The following is an 18,262-nucleotide window of genomic DNA, read 5'->3' on the forward strand; positions in this document are numbered from 1 at the left end:
GGGTCAGGCGAGATAGCTGAGGATGGCGGGGAGGGGGTCGGTGGCGACCGTGGTGTCGACCACCAGGCGGGGGCCGATGATCGGCTCGTACTCGGCCCGGCGGAGCAGGGTCTGCTCCCAGGTGGGCAGGTGCGGGTCGGGCTCGGCGGGCAGCCGCGCCTCGACCCGGCGGCGGTGCTCCGCCTCGTCCCCGCAGTGCACCTCGATCACCCGCAGCGGCACGCCGGCCCGCTCCGCCAGGTCGTGCCAGAGGCCCCGAGCGCTGGCCACCGGGTTGACCGCGTCGACCACCACGCTCAGCCCCAGCCCGAGCTGCACCTCGGCGAGACCGGCGACCGCGCCGTAGGCGGCCATCCCGGGCACGTCGCCGACCAGCCCGTACCGGCCCATGGCCCGCTCGACCGGGTCCACCGGCAGGACCGGGGCGTGCAGCGCCGCGCCGAGCCGGACGGCCAGCGTGCTCTTGCCCACCCCGGGCAGGCCGGCGAACGCCACCAGCACCGGACCGACGGCGGCGGCCGCACCGGGGCGGACGGCACCCGGATCCACCCGGCCGGAGACGCCGGGCTGGTCGCGGTCGGGTACCCCGGAGGTCATGGGAGCAGGTGCGGCCGGACGTCCTCGGCGGCCGCGTCGCCGTACGACTCGGCGAGGCGCTTCACGAACAGGTCGCGGCGGACCTCGTACTCCTGGGTGCCGACGGTCTCCAGGACCAGGGTGGCGAGCAGCGAGCCGACCTGGGCGGCCCGCTCCAGGCCCAGCCCCCAGGACAGGGCGGTGAAGAAGCCCGCCCGGAACCCGTCCCCGACGCCGGTCGGGTCGACGGCCTGGATCTCCCGGGCGATCGGGACGTGGATGGTGTCGAAGTCGCGGCCGGCGATCTCCGCGCCGTCCTTGCCCAGCGTGGTGACCCGGACCTTGACCCGCTCCAGCAGCTGCGCGTCGCTGAGACCCGCCTTGCTCTGCAGCAGCGACTTCTCGTAGTCGTTGGTCATCAGGTACTCGGCGCCGTCGATCAGGCCGAGCACGTCCGCGCCGTCCATCCGGGCCAGCTGCTGGGACGGGTCGGCGACGAAGGCGTACCCGCGCTCCCGGCACTCGGCCGAGTGCCGGATCATCGCCTCGGGGTCGTTGGCACCGACCAGCACCAGGTCGAGGCCGCCGAGCCGCTGGGCCACCGGGGCCAGCTCGATGTTGCGGGCCTCGCTCATCGCCCCCGCGTAGAAGGAGGCGATCTGGCACATGTCGGTGTCCGTGGTGCAGACGAAGCGGGCGGTGTGGGCCACCTCGCTGACGTGCACCGAGTCGCAGTCGACCCCGTGCCGCTCCAGCCAGGAGCGGTAGTCGGCGAAGTCGGCCCCGACGGCGCCCAGCAGCACCGGGCGCAGCCCGAGCTGTGCCATGCCGAAGGCGATGTTGGCCGCCACCCCGCCCCGGCGCAGCACCAGGTCGTCCACCAGGAAGGACAGCGACACCTTGTGCAGCTGGTCGGCGAGGAGCTGGTCGGCGAAGCGACCGGGGAAGCTCATCAGGTGGTCGGTGGCGATCGAGCCGGTCACGGCGATCTTCATGTCAGCCCTCGGGGTCGGCAGCACGGCGCCGGTCAGCCTACCGGCCCGGTCGGCACGCCAGTCGCGGGTCGGTCGAGAACCGGTCGACCAGCGCATACCCGGACGTCACCGCCCGGACACCCGGGGACGCGAAAAAACGGCGGGACCGCCCGCGAAGGGTGGTCCCGCCGTTTTCGTCACGTCACCCGTCGGCCCGGTGCGGGCCGGTCGGCTCGGCGCGACGTCGACTCAGCTGAAGGAGTCGCCGCAAGCGCAGGAGTTGCCGGCGTTCGGGTTGTCGATGGTAAAGCCCTGGGCGTCGATCCGGTCGGCGAAGTCGATCGTCGCGCCGGCCAGGTAGGGGGCGCTCATCCGGTCGACGACGACCTCGACACCGTCGTAGTCGGTGACGACGTCACCGTCGAGCGACCGCTCGTCGAAGAAGAGCTGGTACCGCAGGCCGGAGCAGCCGCCCGGCTGCACCGCGATCCGGAGCCGCAGGTCGTCGCGGCCCTCCTGCTCGATCAGGGCCTTGACCTTCTGCGCCGCGACGTCGGTGAGGACGACGGAAGTAGGGGCCTTGGCCTCGGTCGACTCGGTCTGCGCTGGCGTGGTCACGTGGAAATCTCCCTGCGCGGTATGGGTCCGGACGCACTGGCCAACGTCGCGCGTCCGCCAGTGATTCCCGGTGTGGTCCAGATCCGATCGTACGCCGCCCCGGCGGGCGTCACCTCCGGTGGCGTGCTCCGGGGCGGGTGAGCCGCGCCGCAGGCAGCGGCCGCTCAGCGGCTCCACTGCCGGGCCAGCCGGGCGCCGAGCGCCCGCAGCCCCTCGGCGGGCCGGCCCATCGCCGCCTCCACCCCGCCGCGTTCCTCGCCGCCGAAGTGCTCCACCAGGCTGTACGCCTCGGTGACCCCGGCCGCGGCGGCCTCCCGGCGGCCCGTGCTCACCCGTCCCGCCAGCACCACGCAGGGCACGCCGCGGTCCCGGGCGGCCCCGGCCACCCCGGCCACCACCTTGCCGCGCAGCGACTGGTGGTCGAAGGAGCCCTCCCCGGTGATCACCAGGTCGGCGCGGTCGAGCGCGGCGTCCAACCCGATGGCGCGGGTGACCAGGCCGATGCCGGACTCGCACCGGCCGCCGAGCGCCAGGATCGCCGCGCCCAGCCCGCCGGCCGCGCCGCCGCCGGGCAGCGCGCCCAGCCCCGGCGGGCAACCGGGCAGCTCGCGTTCCAGCACGGCCGCGAAGCGTTCCAGCGCGGCGTCGAGGAGTAGCACGTCCGCCCGGGTGGCGCCCTTCTGCGGGCCGTAGACGTTGCTGGCGCCGTGCAGCCCGAGCAGCGGGTTGTCCACGTCGGTGGCGGCCACCAGGTCCGCCCCGCGCAGCCGGGGCGCGCCGTCCAGCGCGGCCACCGCGGCGAGCGCCGCTCCCCCGTACGGCAGGGCGTGGCCGGCCTGGTCGAGGGGGGTGACGCCGAGCGCGGTGAGCATGCCGGCGCCCCCGTCGTTGGTGGCGGAGCCACCCAGCCCGACCACCACGGTCCGGGCCCCGGCCTCGACGGCGGCGGCCACCAGCAGCCCCAGCCCGTACGAGGTGGTGGCCTTCGGGTCCCGCTCGGCGGCGGTGAGCAGGTGCAGCCCGCACGCCTGGGCGCTCTCCAGGTAGGCCACGCCGTCGTCGGTGAGCAGGATCTCACCGGCGGCGGGCCGGCCGAGCGGGTCCACGGTCGGCACCGGCAGCCGCCGGCCGCCGAGCGCCTCGGCGAGGACGGCGACGAAGCCGGGCCCGCCGTCGGCGAGCGGCCGGATCAGCAGGTCGTCGCCGGCGGCCACCTCCCGCCAGCCATCGGCCACCGCGGCGGCCACCTCCTGAGCCGGCAGCGTGCCGGCGAACTTGTCCGGGCAGAGCAGCACGCGCATGCCCAGCAGTGTGGCAGCCCACACCTGGAGCGGCTGCGCGCCGGTCCCGCTGTGGGACCATGGGAGGCGTGACTTCGACCTGGGTTGAACCCTCCAACACCGCCACTGCGCTGCTGCTCCTCGGCCGCGGCAGCGACCCCGCCACCGAGCGTGGCGTGGAGTGTCCGGGTGACCTCCCCGCGCCGAGCGACCCGGACCTGGTGGCCCGGGCGGCGGCGGCCAAGGCCGCGCTCGGCACGAAGGTGTTCGTGCTGGGCCACCACTACCAGCGCGACGAGGTGATCCAGTTCGCCGACGTGACCGGCGACTCGTTCAAGCTCGCCCGCGAGGCGGCGGCCCGACCCGACGCGGAGTACATCGTCTTCTGCGGCGTGCACTTCATGGCCGAGAGCGCGGACATCCTCACCTCGGACGCGCAGAAGGTGATCCTGCCGGACCTGGCCGCCGGCTGCTCGATGGCCGACATGGCGGTGCTGTCGCAGGTCGAGACCGCCTGGGACGTGCTGACCGAGCTGGGCGTCGCGGCCGACACCGTCCCGGTGACGTACATGAACTCCTCGGCGGACATCAAGGGCTTCGTGGGGCGCAACGGCGGGGTGGTCTGCACCTCGTCGAACGCGAAGCGGGCGCTGGACTGGGCGTTCGAGCAGGGGTCGAAGGTGCTCTTCCTGCCCGACCAGCACCTGGGCCGCAACACGGCGGTGCTGGAGATGGGCTTCTCGCTGGACGACTGCGTGCTCTACGACCCGCACAAGCCGAACGGCGGGCTGACCGCGGAGCAGCTGCGCGACGCCAAGATGATCCTGTGGCGCGGGCACTGCTCCGTGCACGGCCGGTTCACGCTGGACAGCGTCAACGACGTCCGGGAGCGGGTGCCGGGGGTGAACGTGCTGGTCCACCCGGAGTGCCGGCACGAGGTGGTCACCGCCGCCGACCAGGTCGGCTCCACCGAGTACATCATCAAGACCATCGAGGCGGCCCCGGCCGGCTCGGCCTGGGCGGTCGGCACCGAGCTGAACCTGGTCCGCCGGCTGGCGCTGGCCCACCCCGACAAGCAGATCATGTTCCTGGACAAGGCGGTCTGCTACTGCTCGACGATGAACCGGATCGACCTGCCGCACCTGGTCTGGGCCCTCGAAGAGCTGGTCGCCGGCCGGGTGGTCAACCAGATCACCGTGGACCCGGACACCGCGCACCACGCCCGGGTGGCGCTGGACCAGATGCTGGCCCTGCCGGGCGCCTGATCACCCTGGGTCACATCGCTGGTACGGAAACGCGCCGGACACCCCGGTTCGTGCCCTCGCTGGCGATGTGACCGATTCCAATTTGCTCACGGACGGCTATGCTGCCGGGGCGACAATATGCGGGCCGTTTTCACCTGGCCGCGTTTCGGGTAGCGATGCAGATCGTGGGCCCCAACCATCTACACGGCAGCACCAACGCGCTGGAGGTTGCGTTGACCGACGACGTCCTGGTCGTACACGGAGGCACTCCGCTCGAAGGGCGGATCCGCGTGCGCGGCGCGAAGAACCTCGTTTCCAAGGCCATGGTCGCCGCCCTGCTGGGTGACTCCCCCAGCCGGCTGTTCGACGTGCCGCGGATCCGCGACGTCGAGGTGGTCCGCGGGCTGCTCGGCCTGCACGGGGTGAAGGTGACCGACGGCGACGAGGACGGCGAGCTGGTCTTCGACCCGTCCAACGTCGAGAGCGCCAGCACCGACCAGATCAACGTGCACGCTGGCTCCAGCCGGATCCCGATCCTGTTCTGCGGGCCGCTGCTGCACCGGCTCGGCCACGCCTTCATCCCGGACCTGGGCGGCTGTCACATCGGGCCGCGCCCGATCGACTTCCACCTCCAGGCGCTGCGCGAGTTCGGCGCGACCGTCGACAAGACCCCGGAGGGGCTGCACCTGTCCGCGCCGAACGGGCTGCACGGCACGAAGTTCGCCCTGCCGTACCCGAGTGTGGGCGCCACCGAGCAGGTGCTGCTGACCGCGGTGATGGCCGAGGGCGTCACCGAGCTGCGCAACGCGGCGGTGGAGCCCGAGATCATCGACCTGATCTGCATCCTGCAGAAGATGGGCGCGATCATCAAGGTGCACACCGACCGGGTGATCGAGATCCAGGGCGTGAAGAAGCTGCACGGCTACACCCACCGGCCGATCCCGGACCGGATCGAGGCGGCGAGCTGGGCGGCGGCGGCGCTGGCCACCCGGGGCGACGTCGAGGTGCTGGGCGCGCAGCAGGCCGACATGATGACCTTCCTCAACGTCTTCCGCTCGGTCGGCGGCGAGTACGAGGTGACCGACGCCCGGCCGCCGAAGCTGGGCGACCCGGGCCAGGAGGGCGGCATCCGCTTCTGGCACCCGGGCGGCGAGCTGAACGCGGTGGCCCTGGAGACCGACGTGCACCCCGGCTTCATGACCGACTGGCAGCAGCCGCTCGTGGTGGCGCTCACCCAGGCCCGGGGCCTGTCGATCGTCCACGAGACGGTCTACGAGCAGCGGCTGGGCTACACCGAGGCGCTGAACACGATGGGCGCGAACATCCAGGTCTACCGGGACTGCCTGGGCGGCACCCCGTGCCGCTTCGGCCGGCGCAACTTCAAGCACTCCGCGGTGATCGCCGGTCCGAGCAAGCTGCACGCCGCCGACCTGGTCATCCCGGACCTGCGGGCCGGTTTCAGCCACCTGATCGCGGCGCTCGCCGCCGAGGGCACCTCCCGGGTGTACGGCGTCGACCTGATCAACCGGGGCTACGAGGACTTCGAGAAGAAGCTGGCCGACCTGGGCGCGCACGTCGAGCGTCCGTGACGTCACACCGCTCTTCCCGCGCCCGGTGCACCCGCGATGTGCACCGGGCGCGGCTGTTTGGCTACCCTTCACCACGTGCCGTCGCTGTTTCGCCGCAAGCCCGCCGACCTCGTCGATGAGTCCGTCACCTCGGTGACGACCGACGAGGAGTCCGTCAACGCCCGCCCCCGGGGCTACACCCCGAGCAAGAAGGAGCTGGGCCAGGTCACGCCGAAGCGGCCGACCGCCGGCCGGCGACTGAGCGCGCCGAGCCGGCCGCTGACCAAGGAGGAGGCGCGGGAGCAGCGCCGCGCGTCCCGGGCCGAGGCGGCCTCGGAGTTCCGCCGCGAGGGCGGCCCCCGGGACCGGGGTCCGGAGCGGCTGCTCGCCCGGAACGTGGTCGACTCCCGGCGTACGGTCGGGACCTGGTTCTTCGGCGGGGCGCTGATCGTGCTGGTCGGCTCCAACCAGGCCATGCCGCCGATCGTCCGGCTGATCTCCAACGTGCTGTGGGGCGCGCTCGCGCTCGGCGTGGTGGTCGACTCGGTGCTGATCTCCCGCAAGATCAAGAAGCTGATGCGGGAGCGGTTCCCGAAGAGCAACGAGAAGCTCGGCTCGCTCTACCTCTACGCGATCATGCGGTCGATCACCTTCCGCCGGATGCGCGCCCCCCAGCCGCAGGTGAACATCGGCGACAAGATCTGACCCCACGCACGTCGACGAAGGCCCCGGGCGCCCACCCGGGGCCTTCGTCACACCTGGGCCGGGCTGCGGTACAGCCGGGCCACGACCTCCTCGATGTCCGGCTCGACGATCGAGATGTCGCGCAGCGTGGCCAGGCCGGCCAGCCCGGCCACCACCTCCGCGACGCCCGCCGACTCCAGGGCGAAGACCAGCCGGTGCCCGTCCGCCTCCACCCGGTGCAGCGGCGCGCCCGGCAGCGTCGGCGGCGCGGGAAGGGCGGTGTCCAGCTCGGCGACGACCAGCCGGCGGGAGCCGTACCGGCTGTGCAGGGCGGCGATCGAGCCGTCGTGTACCACCCGGCCGTGGTCGATCACCACGAGCCGGCGGGAGAGCCGCTCGATGTCGGCCAGGTCGTGGGTGGTGAGCACCAGCGTGGTGTCGCCGGCCCGGCCCAGCTCCGCCAGGAAGCCCCGGACGGCCTGCTTGCTCACCACGTCCAGCCCGATGGTCGGCTCGTCCAGGAAGAGCACCTCCGGGCCGTGCAGCAGGGCGGCGGTCAGCTCGCCGCGCATCCGCTGGCCCAGCGAGAGCTGCCGGACCGGGGTGTCCAGGAACTCGTCCAGGTCCAGCAGGTCACGACAGCGCCGCAGCCGGGTCGCGTGCCCGGCCGCCGGCACCCGGTAGACGTGCCGCAGCAGGTCGAACGAGTCGCGCAGCGGCAGGTCCCACCAGAGCTGGGAGCGCTGGCCGAAGACCACCCCGATGCGCAGCGCCAGCCGGGTCCGCTCGGCCACCGGCCGCAGGCCGCAGACCCGCACCTCCCCCGCCGACGGCATCAGCACGCCGGTGAGCATCTTCAGGGTGGTCGACTTGCCGGCGCCGTTGGGGCCGATGTAGCCGAGCATCTCGCCGCGCTCCACCCGCAGGTCGACCCCGTCGACGGCGGTGACCACCCGCTTCTCCCGGCGCAGCCGGCCGGCCTTCACCCGGACGATGAACTCCTTGCGCAGCCCGCGTACGTCGATGACCTGGCTCATGACCCCGTGCTCCGGTAGTGGCGGACCCCGACGCGCCAGGCCGTCGCCGCGACGGCGGCGGCCACCAGCGCGACGACCGGCGACGCCCAGCCGGCCCAGGCCGGCAGGCCGAGCGGGTCGGCCCGGCCCAGCAGCGCCAGCGCCGGGTGGTAACTGACGAAGGCGAAGCCCATCCCGTACGCGAAGAGCGCCCGGAACCAGCCGCCGTAGACGGTGACCGGGTACGACGTGAAGTCGCGCCCGCCGTAGGTGACCGAGTTGGCCAGCTCGCCGGAGTCGATCCAGTAGAACGACACCGTCGCCGTGGTCACGAAGACCGCGCCGAAGAAGACCACCGCGGCGAGCGGGGCGACCAGGACCAGCACCAACCGGGCCGGTGTCCAGTCGATCCCGGCCGAGGTGACCGCCACCACCAGCACGGCGAGGCCGAAGAGCGCGCGGGACACCTTGCGCAGCGGCAGGTCCATCAGCAGCAGCTGGGGCAGCGCACCCAACGGACGGACCAGCACGGCGTCGAACAGGCCGGTCCGGACGTACCGGGGCAGCCGCTCGATGTTGCCGACCAGCAGGTCGGCGGTGGCGAACGCGAACGACGACAGTCCGACGATGACCAGCGCCTCGCGCAGCGTGAACCCGCCCAGCTCCCGGGTCACCCCGAAGAGCACCAGCACGGTCACCACGTCGAAGACGGTCGCCCCCACGTTGCCGACCAGGTCCACCACGAACGAGGTCCGGTACGCGGCCTGCGACCGGGCCTGCGCCCCCAGCAGCGCCCGGTACGCGGCCAGCCGCTCAGCCACCCTGCACCACCAGCCGGCCTTCGGCCCGGCGCTGCACCAGCCGGCAGGCGGCGAGGATCAGCACCGCCCAGGCGACCTGGAGCCCCACCAGCCCGAGCTGCGTCGGGGCCGGGTCCCGCTCGACCAGCACGTCGAGCGGAGTCTGGAACAGGCTGGGGAACGGGGTGGCGTACCAGAGCGGGGGCTGGAGCCACCCGGGCAGGAAGCGCAGCGGGAAGTAGAGCCCGGCGAGCACCCCGGAGCAGAGCGTCCAGAGGATCATCGCGCCCCGGACGTCCTGCAGCCAGTACGCGGTGGCGTTGACCAGGAACCGGCAGCCGAAGCAGAGCACCACCGCGACCAGTACGGAGAGCGCGAAGAGCGGCACGGTGGCCCACCGCCGGGGCAGGTACACGTCGAAGAAGAGCGGACCGATCAGCACCGGCGGCAGCAGCCGGGAGAGCGAGGCGAACCCCGCGCGGCCCAGGTCGGCCGCCAGGTAGCTGGTCACCGGGTGCACCGGCCGGAGCAGGTCGCTGGCGATCTCCCCGGTCCGGATCCGGTCCGCCAGGTCGGTCCAGCCCCAGAGCAGGATCACCGCCAGCAGGCCCTGCCCGGCCCAGACGAAGGTGGCGAGCTGCGCCCGGTCGTACCCGGCGACGGAGCCGGCCGTGCCGGCCACCGCGAGGAAGATGTAGCAGCGCAGGAAGCCGAAGACCGTGTTGGTGACCACGCCGGCGAGGGCGGCCTGCCGGTAGGTGGCGTGGCGTCGGAAGCCCGCTACTACTATGGCGCCAAATGTCCGAAACCATCGGGTAACGTTTGAGTCCGCGGGCGGCGCCACAGTGGCGGTGACAGAGCCCACGCCGCTACCCTCCTTCCGCAGCCACGACGTGCTGGACCGGGCGACTCTACCGGCACGTGGGGTGCCCAGCGCGACAATTTCCAACGAGGTGACATCGCCGTGAGCGAGCGACGCGAGCCGGCCCCGGGGCCGCGCCGCGCGGGCGGCGACCCGGTGCCCCGATGAGCGGCGGCTACGACCGCTGGCGCGACCCGGCGGAGCCGGCCTGGGTCGCCGAACCGACCACCGAGTGGCACCCCCAGTTTCCGGGCCAGCGCTACCCCGGCGACATCGGCATCGAGTACCTGACCCCGCCCGCCCCGCGCGGGCGCGCCGCCGCCGTCGGGCGCGCCGAGGTGCAGCCGGTCAGCCCCGCCCCCGGCGGCCCGCGCGACGACGCCCACCCGATCAGCCCCGCCCCGGACGGCCGGCGCGGGTCGTACCCCGGCGGCCCGGCCGCCGGCGACCGGCATGGCGGGCGCCCCGCCGGCCCCGGCGATCAGCGCGGCGGCCACCCGGTCAGCCCCGCCCCCGACGACCGGCGCGGCGCGTACCCGGTCGTTTCCGGCGGCGGTGACCGGCGCGGCGCGTATCCGGTGATCCCCGGTCCCGACGCGCGGCGCGCCACGCCGGACGGCCGCGAGCGCCCGGGCTGGCCGGAGCGACGCGGCGACGGGGACGCCCGCGACCGGCGGCCCCGGACGGACGGGCGCAACGGCGACGACTTCCAGCGGCGCGGCCCGGCGCAGCCCGACGAGCGCGCCGACCACGGACCCGGCCGGTACGACCGGCGGGCGCCGGAGTGGACGGTGGACCGCGACGCCGGCTGGCACGGCGACCGGCACGACCGGCCGTGGGGTCGCCCGGAATCCGACCGGCGGATGCCGCCGCCGGATGCCGGCCCGCACCGGCCGGTCTCCCCCGCGCCGGAGCCCGGCTGGCTGCCCGAGCCCGACGAGTTCCCGCACCCGCCCCGCCCGGCCGGCCGACGCCCGGACGCGCCGGCCTGGTCGGATCGCCAGTGGGGTACGTCGCCGGCCGACGGGCGGCCGAACGGCGCACCGCGTGGGCCCGCGGACCGGCGGGACCAGCGTTTCGACGGTCCAATGCCGCGGGAACGCGACCCGCGCCGGGAGGCCGCGGCGCGGGCCGACACCTACCGGGACGCGCCGGCCGCGCCCGAGCGCGACGACCTGCGCCGGCCGACGGACCCGCACCGCCCGGCTCCCGGTCGACTGCCCGGACAGCACGGCGATCCCCGTCCCGTCGGCCGGCCCGACGGGTTCACCCCGGACGAGCGGCGGGAGGCCGCCCGCCGCCCGGGCGACCCCCGGCCACGGTCCGACGCCTTCACACCCGACCAGCGGCCGGACGCCCCCTACCGCCCGGGCGACCCCCGACCACGACCCGACGCCGTCACCCCGGACGAGCGGCCGGACAGCCACCGTCGCCAGGGCGACCCCGGACCAGGGCGCGACGAGCGGCCCGCCGAGCAGCGGGCCCGGACGGAACCGGCCCGATACCGGCCGGACGACCGGCCCCGGCCCCCGGCCGCACCGATCGGCCGGCCCGACCCCGACGGCCGCGCGGCGCGCCCGATCGATCCCGCGCCGCCCGGCCGGGACGAGCGACGGCCCGCCGGGCCGCACCCGGACGGCTGGCAGCGCCACCCGGCCGAGGAGGCCGCTCCCCGGTACGACGGCCGGCGCCCCGAGCCGACCGCCGCCCGCCCCGACGAGCGGTACCGGCCGGAGGACCGACCCGCGGTCCACCGCCCCGAGGAGCGGCCGGGCCACCCGGCGGAGCGGGGCACGGCCCGCCCGGACGGCTGGCGTCCCCCCGCGGAGCCGGCTGCTCGGGTCCGGCCGGACGAGGTGCCGAGCCGGCCGGTCGAGCCCTCGCCGATCCGGCACGACGACGACCGCCGCCCACCCGCAGCGCCCGTCGCCCGCACCCGGCCCGACGACCGGCCGGCGACGCCCACCTCGGGCGCGCCGGTCTCGGGCGGGCCCGCGTACCCGCTTCCGCCGGCGGAGCAACCGCACCGCCTCGACCGGTCGGCACGGCCGGCCCCGCCAGAGGAGCCGACGCCGACGTCCGCGCCGCCGGCCGCCGGGGTGCACCTGGAGTTCCTCCCCAGACCGACGCCCGCGCGGCCTCCCGCCGGCCCGGACGGCGACGATGCCCGCACGGCCACCCGCCCGTCGGCGGCACGGCCCAGCGAGCGGGCCCCGGTCGCCGACGCACCGGCCCGCCCGGCACCGCCCGCCTACCGCGGTCCGGCCGGACCCCGGCCGGACGAGCGGGGCACTCGGGCCGAGGACGGTGCGAAGGCTCCCGCCGCGCCACGTCCGGTCTCCGCGCCGCCCGGCGCCCCACCGGCCCCGGTGTCCGCGCCGCCGGTCCCGACGTCCGCGCCACCGGCTCCGGTGTCCGCGCCACCGGCTCCGGTGTCCGCACCGCCCGCGCCGCCGGTTCCGGAGTCGGCGTCGCCTTCGGCGGCCGTTTCGTCGGCTCAGGTGTCCGCGCCACCGGCGTACCGGCCCGTCAGCGCGACCCCCGCCGGGCCGGTCAGCGGGCCACCGGCAGGGCACGTCGCCGCCCCATCGGCAGGGCAGTTCAGCAGGCCACCGGCCCAGTCGACCGGGGCGGAGATCGGCCGGCCGGTCTCCGCGCCACCCGTCTCCGCGCCACCCGTCTCCGGACCGCCGGTCTCCGCGCCACCCGTCTTCGCGCCGCCAGTCTCCGGGCCGCCAGTCTCCGGGCCGCCAGTCTCCGGGCCGCCAGTCTCCGGGCCGCCGGTCTCCGGGCCGCCGGTCTCCGGACCGCCGGTCTCCGGGCCGCCGGCACCGGCGTCCGCACCCGCACAGCCCGTCTCGGGACCACCCGCAGCGGCCTTCACCGCCGCACCGCCCGCCTCGGCGCCACCGGCGGACGCGCCCGCAGAGCCTGTCTCCGCGCCGGCCGCCAGGCCCGCAGAGCCCGGGTCCGCGGCGGCGCGCCCGGTGTCCGGCCCGCCCGCGGGGCCGTTGGCGGCGCCTCCAAGGCCGCCGGACAGCACCTCCGACACGGAGCCGTCGGACAGCACCTCCGACACGGAGCCGTCGGACAGCGCCTCCGAGGCGGAGCCGCCGGCGCCTCCGATGGACCCGGAGCAGGCGCTGGCCGCCTTCCGGTGGCGGCTGGACCCGGAGACGCTGCGGGAGGAGGCGACCGATCCGGAGGAGCTGCGGGTGGTCCGCGACGGCCTCACCGCCAAGCTGGGCACCGCGCTCGACAACCGGAGTCGCGCCAGGCTGCTCAGCCTCCGCTCGGTGGCCTCGCGGATTCTCGGCGACCTGGACGACGCGCTGGCCGACGGTCGGCTCGCGGTCACGTACGCCGAGGCCACCGCCGAGTTGCGGCGGACCGCGCTGGCGCGTGCGCGGCTCGCCCAGGTGCTGCGCTGGCGGGGTGAGCACGCGGAGGCGGACCGGCTCTTCGCCGAGGCGAACTCCCCGGAGCTGCCCGACCGGTTGCGTGCGGCGCTGCACGAGCACGCCGGCCGGTCCTGCGTCGACCAGGGCCGGCTGATCGAGGCGTGCCACCACTTCGAGCGGGCGCTGGACCTGCGCCAGGGCGGGGACGCGGAGCTGATCGCGCGTACCGGAGTGGCGCTGGACGCGGTCCGGGAGCGGGCCGCGGCCGGCGGGTTCGGCCCGTGGCCGCGCGACCGCGACGTGATGCGGGGCGGCGAGCGGGCCCCGGCGCCCACCTTCGACGAGGAGCTGGAGCTCTGGGGCTACGCCGACGTCGACGGCAACCTGGTGATCGACCACCGGTACGCCGAGGTGCAGGCGTTCCGCGAGGGCATGGCCTGGGTACGCCGTCCGGAGGCGTCCCGGTGGGCGCTGATCGACACCTCCGGGGCCGCCCTGATCGAGGCGAACAACGGCTACCGGGCGGTGCGCTCCTTCTCCGACGGTCTGGCCTGGGTGTCGATGGACGGCAAGGCCAACTGGATGGCGGTCGACCCGACGAACATGGTGAAGATCCCGCCGGGCTTCGAGGACGTCCGCCCGTTCCGGGGCGGGCTGGCGGCGGTCCGCCGGGGCGGCTGGGGCGCGGTCGACCGGACCGGTCAGCTCGTCGTGCCGACCCGGTACCACGGCTTCCCCACCGCCCTGGCCGACGGCCGGTACGTGGACGGCTTCACCGAGGAGGGCCTGGCCGTGGTGGAGCTGGCCGGCCGCCGGGGCGTGGTGGACCGCACCGGCCGGGTGGTCGTCGAGCCGGCGTACCGGGCGCTGGTGATCCACCCGGTCGCCTTCCTGGTCGGCGACGGCGGCGGGCGCTGGGGCGCGCTGGACCGGCGCGGCGAGCTGCTGATCGACCCGGTGCATCCGAGCCGCGCAGAGGTGGTCGCGGAGATCGACCAGCTGCTCGCGGACACCAGCCCGGTGCTCTGACGGGTGCCCTTCGGCACGCCGGGCAGCGCGGCCGGGTGACCCTGATCCGGCGGGGCTAGGGTCGGGGCATGGAATTCCGACACCTAGGCCGTTCCGGCCTGATGGTCAGCGAGATCTCGTACGGCAACTGGATCACCCACGGCTCCCAGGTAGAGGAGGACGCGGCGACCGCCTGCGTCCGGGCCGCCCTGGACACCGGCATCACCACCTTCGACACCGCCGACGTGTACGCCGGCACCAAGGCCGAGACGGTCCTCGGCCGGGCGCTCAAGGGCGAGCGCCGCGAGGGGCTGGAGATCTTCACCAAGGTCTTCTGGCCGACCGGCCCGGGCCGCAACGACCGCGGCCTGTCCCGCAAGCACATCATGGAGTCGATCGACGGCTCGCTGCGTCGGCTGCAGACCGACTACGTGGACCTCTACCAGGCCCACCGGTACGACTACAGCACGCCGCTGGAGGAGACGATGGAGGCCTTCGCCGACGTCGTGCACTCCGGCAAGGCGCACTACATCGGTGTCTCGGAGTGGAAGGCGTCGCAGCTCCGCGAGGCCCACCAGCTGGCCCGGGAGCTGCGCATCCCGCTGGTCTCCAACCAGCCGCAGTACTCGATGCTCTGGCGGGTCATCGAGACCGAGGTCATCCCCACCAGCGAGGAGCTGGGCGTCGGTCAGATCGTCTGGTCGCCGATGGCCCAGGGCGTGCTCTCCGGCAAGTACCTGCCGGGCCAGCCGCCGCCGGCCGGCTCCCGGGCCACCGACGAGAAGTCCGGCGCGGGCTTCATCGCCAAGTTCATGACCGACGAGGTGCTCACCCGGGTGCAGCGGCTCAAGCCCCTCGCGGAGCAGGCCGGGCTGACCATGCCGCAGCTCGCCATCGCCTGGGCGCTGCAGAACCCGAACGTCTCCTCGGCGATCGTCGGGGCGTCCCGCCCCGAGCAGGTGCACGACAACGTCAAGGCGGCCGGCGTGAAGCTCGACGCCGACCTGCTCAAGGCGATCGACGAGATCGTCGAGCCGATCACCGAGCGCGACGCGGCCAAGACCGAGTCCCCCGCCCAGCGCCCGTGAGCGCCGCCCGGTCCGGCCGGCGCGCTGGCGCCGGCCGGACCGGGCCCGCTCAGCCCTGCCAGAAGCGGATCAGTTCGAAGCCGACCGAGTAGAAGGCCGGCGACAGGCCGAGCACGTCGGCGACCGCGAAGACCGCGTCGAAGAACCAGCCGCCGATCCGCGGGCTCCACAGCAGCGCGAAGAGCAGGATGAAGCCGTACGGGGCGAACAGGTCGTACATCCGGCGGTACTGCGGGCTCAGCCACGGCTGGATCATGTTGCCGCCGTCCAGGCCGGGCACCGGCAGCAGGTTGAGCACGCTGGCGGTGAGCTGGAGGAACGCCAGCAGGCCCACCCCGGCCCAGAACTCCACCGAGCCGCCGTTGCCGAAACCGATCCGCAGGGCCGCCACCAGCACCAGGGTGAACAGCACGTTGGTGGCCGGGCCGGCGAGGCTGACCAGGGTGTGCCGCAGCCGGCCGGGGATGGCGTGCCGGTCCACCCAGACCGCCCCGCCGGGCAGGCCGATGCCGCCGAGCAGCACCACGATCACCGGCAGCACGATCGACAGCAGCGGGTGGGTGTACTTGAACGGGTTGAGCGTCAGGTAGCCCCGGTGGGCGATGTCCCGGTCCCCGAACCGGTACGCGACCAGAGCGTGGGCGTACTCGTGCAGGCAGAGTGAGACCAGCCAGCCGGAGACCACGAAGAGGAAGACGTCGAACCGGACGTTGCCGTACCGCTGCCAGGCCAGCACCCCGCTGGTCACGAAGAGCGCGACCAGGCCGAGGAAGACCGGGCTGGGCCGGAACGCCGCCCGGGGCACCCCGAGCACCAGCGGCTCGCCCGGCCGGTCGTAGCCCATCATTCGGTCGGGGGCAGCAGGCTCATCCGGTACTCCACCCGGTCGTCCTCGACGAGCGCGACGGAGGTGACGCCGGACGCCGCGAGCTCCCGCCAGGTCTGGCCGACCCACGACTCGGCGTCCGCCTGGCTCGCGAACGACTCCGTCGGCCCGTCCACCGACTTGCCGTCCGTGCCCTCGTACCGCCAGCTCCACGCCATGCCGCGTCTCCCCTCGCCGCCGTCGTCCCCCTGGGACGTAAACCTCCGCAAGCGTAGTCGGCCGGGCGCGGAACGGCCGGGCCCACCACCTACCGGTCGGGCCACCGGTGGATCAACGGGATCGGCGGGGGCCGGTACGGTGACGCGGTGCTGACTCAAGGAGTGGTGCTCAGCGACCGCTATCTGCTGAGCGAACGCATCGCGACCGGTGGCATGGGGGCCGTCTGGCGGTGCACCGACACCCTGCTCGGCCGGGAGGTCGCGGTGAAGGTGCTGCTGCCGTCGCTGGTCGCCGACCCGGAGTTCACCACCCGCTTCCACGCCGAGGCGCGGATGATGGCCGCGCTGCGGCACCCCGGCATCGTGCAGGTGCACGACTTCGGCTCGGCGACGCTCGCCGACGGCAGCCAGGTCAGCTACCTGGTGATGGAGTACGTCGACGGCGAGCCGCTGGTGACCTGGGTCCGCCGCGCCGGCCGGCTCGACCCGGCCTCCACCATGTCGGTGGTGGCGCAGGCCGCCCAGGCGCTGCACGCCGCCCACCTCGCCGGGATCGTCCACCGGGACGTCAAGCCGGGCAACCTGCTGGTCAAGCGGGACGGCAGCGTGGTGCTGGTGGACTTCGGCATCGCCCGGTCCACCACGATGGCCGGGATCACCGCCGCCCACATGGTGCTCGGCACCGCCTCCTACATGTCGCCGGAGCAGGCGGCCGGCCAGCCGGTCTCACCGGCCACCGACGTGTACGCCCTCGGCGCCGTCGCCTACTACTGCCTCGCCGGTCGCCCGCCGTTCGAGGGGGAGAACCCGCTCCAGGTGGCGATGCGGCACGTCCAGGACGAGCCCGCGCCGCTGCCACCGGGCACCCCGCCCGCCGTGCTGGAGGTGGTCCGCCGGGCGTTGGAGAAGGGCCCCGCCGACCGCTACCCGGGCGCCGCCGCCATGGCCGAGGCCGCCCAGGACGCCCGCGACGCGACGCTGGCCAGCGTGCCGGTGCCGCCCCGGCCGCCGTGGGCCGTGCCGGGCCCGGCCGTCCCCGGCCCCGCCGCGCTGCCGACGCCGAGCCCGGCGGCACCCGGCCCGGCGACACCGGGTCCGGCCGGCACACCGTCGACCGCGTCGACCGGCGCCTCGCCGACGGCCGGCTCCGGGCCGGCGACGCCCGCCCGACCCGGCGGGTACCCGCCGGCCGCTCCTCCCCCGCCGACACCGGGTCAGCACGGCGCGCCCGTCCCGCAGGGTCAGGCGTCGGACGGCGGGGCGTGGCCTGGGGGCCTCGCCCGGCCCGGCCAGCCCGCCGCCGCCGACATGCGGCCCGACGGGTACGGCCCGCAGCAGGACCGCCACGACGGTTCCGGCGTCCCGGCGACCCTCGAGGAGCCGGCGGGCGGCCGGCGGGGGCGGAAGCTGGCTCTGGCGGGCGCGGCCGGCGTCGTGCTGGTCGCGCTGGTGACCCTGGTCGCGGTGGCGGCGCTGCGCCCGCCCGGCGGGTCCGAGCCGCCGGAGCGGCGGGCCGCGCTGACCGGGGAATCGGCGCTCGCCGGGCCGGGGCAGCCGTCCGCGGTGGCCACCGGGGACGCGCCGAGGGCGACGCCGAGCCACACCGGCCGGGCCAGCCGGTCCCCGTCGGCCGCGCCGACCCGCGGCACGGACCCGGTGACCGGCCCGACGGCCGCCCCGGCGGCGAGCCGGCCGGCCGGCGGCGCGACCGGTACGCCGAAGCCGACCGGCACCACGAGCGCGCCGGAGAAGCCCAACCCGTACACGGCCGGTCAGGCGTGCGGCAGCGGCTACCAGGTGATCGACTCGGCGGCGCTGACCGCGGGCGGGACCCGCAGGGGCCGGGTCTACCTGCTCTACAACGCCGGCAACGGCTACAACTGCGTGGTCACCCTCAAGGACACCGACGTCGGCCGGGCCACCACCGTCTCGGCGTACCTGGAGGTGCAGGGGAAGGCCCGCAGCACCGACAGCGGCGCGTTCGAGTACTACGCCGGCCCGGTCCGGGCGAGCGCCGCGGGGGCCTGCGTGAAATGGGGCGGCGCGGTGGCCGGGGCCAGCTACGGCAGCCCCTTCGAGCACTGCGGTTGAGCCCCGCC

Annotated in this window: 15 protein-coding genes; 6 read left to right on the forward strand and 9 right to left on the reverse strand. The window is 75.1% G+C overall.

What is annotated here, in order from left to right:
- Nucleotides 1-3 precede the first annotated feature (3 nt).
- From ACFOYX_RS05720 to ACFOYX_RS05735, 4 genes are all read right to left on the reverse strand, one after another.
- The gene (locus tag ACFOYX_RS05720) at nucleotides 4-597 is read right to left on the reverse strand and encodes an ATP-binding protein (protein WP_322442649.1); all 594 of its coding nucleotides are present in this window, start codon (nucleotides 595-597) and stop codon (nucleotides 4-6) included.
- On the reverse strand, nucleotides 594-1,571 hold the full coding sequence (locus ACFOYX_RS05725; RefSeq protein ID WP_109800641.1) for a carbohydrate kinase family protein: 978 nt from the start codon (nucleotides 1,569-1,571) through the stop codon (nucleotides 594-596). The genes ACFOYX_RS05720 and ACFOYX_RS05725 overlap by 4 nt, the downstream gene beginning before the upstream one ends.
- 228 nt (nucleotides 1,572-1,799) lie before the next feature.
- Nucleotides 1,800-2,168 carry an iron-sulfur cluster insertion protein ErpA gene (gene erpA, locus ACFOYX_RS05730; protein WP_322442650.1) on the reverse strand — a complete coding sequence of 123 codons (369 nt, stop codon included), beginning with the start codon at nucleotides 2,166-2,168 and terminating at the stop codon, nucleotides 1,800-1,802.
- Nucleotides 2,169-2,332: 164 nt separating this feature from the next.
- Nucleotides 2,333-3,469, reverse strand: coding sequence for a glycerate kinase (locus ACFOYX_RS05735; RefSeq protein WP_109800642.1), 1,137 nt, complete (start codon nucleotides 3,467-3,469; stop codon nucleotides 2,333-2,335).
- Nucleotides 3,470-3,537: 68 nt separating this feature from the next.
- On the opposite strand from ACFOYX_RS05735, the gene nadA reads away from it, so the two are divergent.
- The 3 genes from nadA (at nucleotide 3,538) to ACFOYX_RS05750 (ending at nucleotide 6,965) form a co-directional block, all read left to right on the forward strand.
- Nucleotides 3,538-4,713 carry a quinolinate synthase NadA gene (nadA, locus tag ACFOYX_RS05740; protein WP_109800643.1) on the forward strand — a complete coding sequence of 392 codons (1,176 nt, stop codon included), beginning with the start codon at nucleotides 3,538-3,540 and terminating at the stop codon, nucleotides 4,711-4,713.
- 155 nt (nucleotides 4,714-4,868) lie between these two features.
- Complete coding sequence (gene murA, locus ACFOYX_RS05745) at nucleotides 4,869-6,281, forward strand: UDP-N-acetylglucosamine 1-carboxyvinyltransferase (RefSeq protein ID WP_236647371.1); 1,413 nt, start codon at nucleotides 4,869-4,871, stop codon at nucleotides 6,279-6,281.
- A 36-nt stretch (nucleotides 6,282-6,317) separates the two neighbouring features.
- Nucleotides 6,318-6,965 (forward strand): DUF3043 domain-containing protein, encoded by a 648-nt coding sequence (locus tag ACFOYX_RS05750; RefSeq protein WP_201749519.1) that lies wholly within the window; start codon nucleotides 6,318-6,320, stop codon nucleotides 6,963-6,965.
- A gap of 47 nt (nucleotides 6,966-7,012) precedes the next feature.
- On the opposite strand, the gene ACFOYX_RS05755 is transcribed toward ACFOYX_RS05750, so the two are convergent.
- Genes ACFOYX_RS05755 through ACFOYX_RS05765 form a run of 3 tightly spaced genes read right to left on the reverse strand, consistent with a single transcriptional unit; the run spans nucleotide 7,013 to nucleotide 9,625 of the window.
- On the reverse strand, nucleotides 7,013-7,981 hold the full coding sequence (locus tag ACFOYX_RS05755; protein WP_322442651.1) for an ATP-binding cassette domain-containing protein: 969 nt from the start codon (nucleotides 7,979-7,981) through the stop codon (nucleotides 7,013-7,015).
- Complete coding sequence (locus ACFOYX_RS05760) at nucleotides 7,978-8,781, reverse strand: ABC-2 family transporter protein (RefSeq protein ID WP_322442652.1); 804 nt, start codon at nucleotides 8,779-8,781, stop codon at nucleotides 7,978-7,980. The genes ACFOYX_RS05755 and ACFOYX_RS05760 overlap by 4 nt, the downstream gene beginning before the upstream one ends.
- On the reverse strand, nucleotides 8,774-9,625 hold the full coding sequence (locus ACFOYX_RS05765; protein WP_377533829.1) for an ABC transporter permease: 852 nt from the start codon (nucleotides 9,623-9,625) through the stop codon (nucleotides 8,774-8,776). The genes ACFOYX_RS05760 and ACFOYX_RS05765 overlap by 8 nt, the downstream gene beginning before the upstream one ends.
- A 161-nt stretch (nucleotides 9,626-9,786) precedes the next feature.
- On the opposite strand from ACFOYX_RS05765, the gene ACFOYX_RS05770 reads away from it, so the two are divergent.
- Both ACFOYX_RS05770 and ACFOYX_RS05775 read left to right on the forward strand, forming a co-directional pair.
- Nucleotides 9,787-14,052 carry a WG repeat-containing protein gene (locus tag ACFOYX_RS05770; protein WP_322442654.1) on the forward strand — a complete coding sequence of 1,422 codons (4,266 nt, stop codon included), beginning with the start codon at nucleotides 9,787-9,789 and terminating at the stop codon, nucleotides 14,050-14,052.
- Nucleotides 14,053-14,120: 68 nt separating this feature from the next.
- Nucleotides 14,121-15,119, forward strand: a complete 999-nt coding sequence (locus tag ACFOYX_RS05775) for an aldo/keto reductase family protein (protein ID WP_322442655.1) — start codon at nucleotides 14,121-14,123, stop codon at nucleotides 15,117-15,119.
- A 49-nt stretch (nucleotides 15,120-15,168) separates the two neighbouring features.
- Here the strand turns inward: ACFOYX_RS05775 and ACFOYX_RS05780 are convergent, their stop codons facing one another.
- Complete coding sequence (locus tag ACFOYX_RS05780; RefSeq protein ID WP_322442656.1) at nucleotides 15,169-15,966, reverse strand: site-2 protease family protein; 798 nt, start codon at nucleotides 15,964-15,966, stop codon at nucleotides 15,169-15,171.
- Nucleotides 15,963-16,163 carry a hypothetical protein gene (locus ACFOYX_RS05785; protein ID WP_109805534.1) on the reverse strand — a complete coding sequence of 67 codons (201 nt, stop codon included), beginning with the start codon at nucleotides 16,161-16,163 and terminating at the stop codon, nucleotides 15,963-15,965. The genes ACFOYX_RS05780 and ACFOYX_RS05785 overlap by 4 nt, the downstream gene beginning before the upstream one ends.
- A gap of 147 nt (nucleotides 16,164-16,310) precedes the next feature.
- Here ACFOYX_RS05785 and ACFOYX_RS05790 point away from each other — a divergent pair, with 147 nt between their 5' ends.
- Nucleotides 16,311-18,254, forward strand: coding sequence for a protein kinase (locus ACFOYX_RS05790; protein ID WP_377533830.1), 1,944 nt, complete (start codon nucleotides 16,311-16,313; stop codon nucleotides 18,252-18,254).
- The last annotated feature ends 8 nt before the right edge of the window (nucleotides 18,255-18,262 follow it).

The sequence above is a fragment of the Micromonospora sp. GCM10011541 genome (assembly GCF_042650725.1).
In the GTDB taxonomy this organism is placed as follows: domain Bacteria; phylum Actinomycetota; class Actinomycetes; order Mycobacteriales; family Micromonosporaceae; genus Micromonospora; species Micromonospora sicca.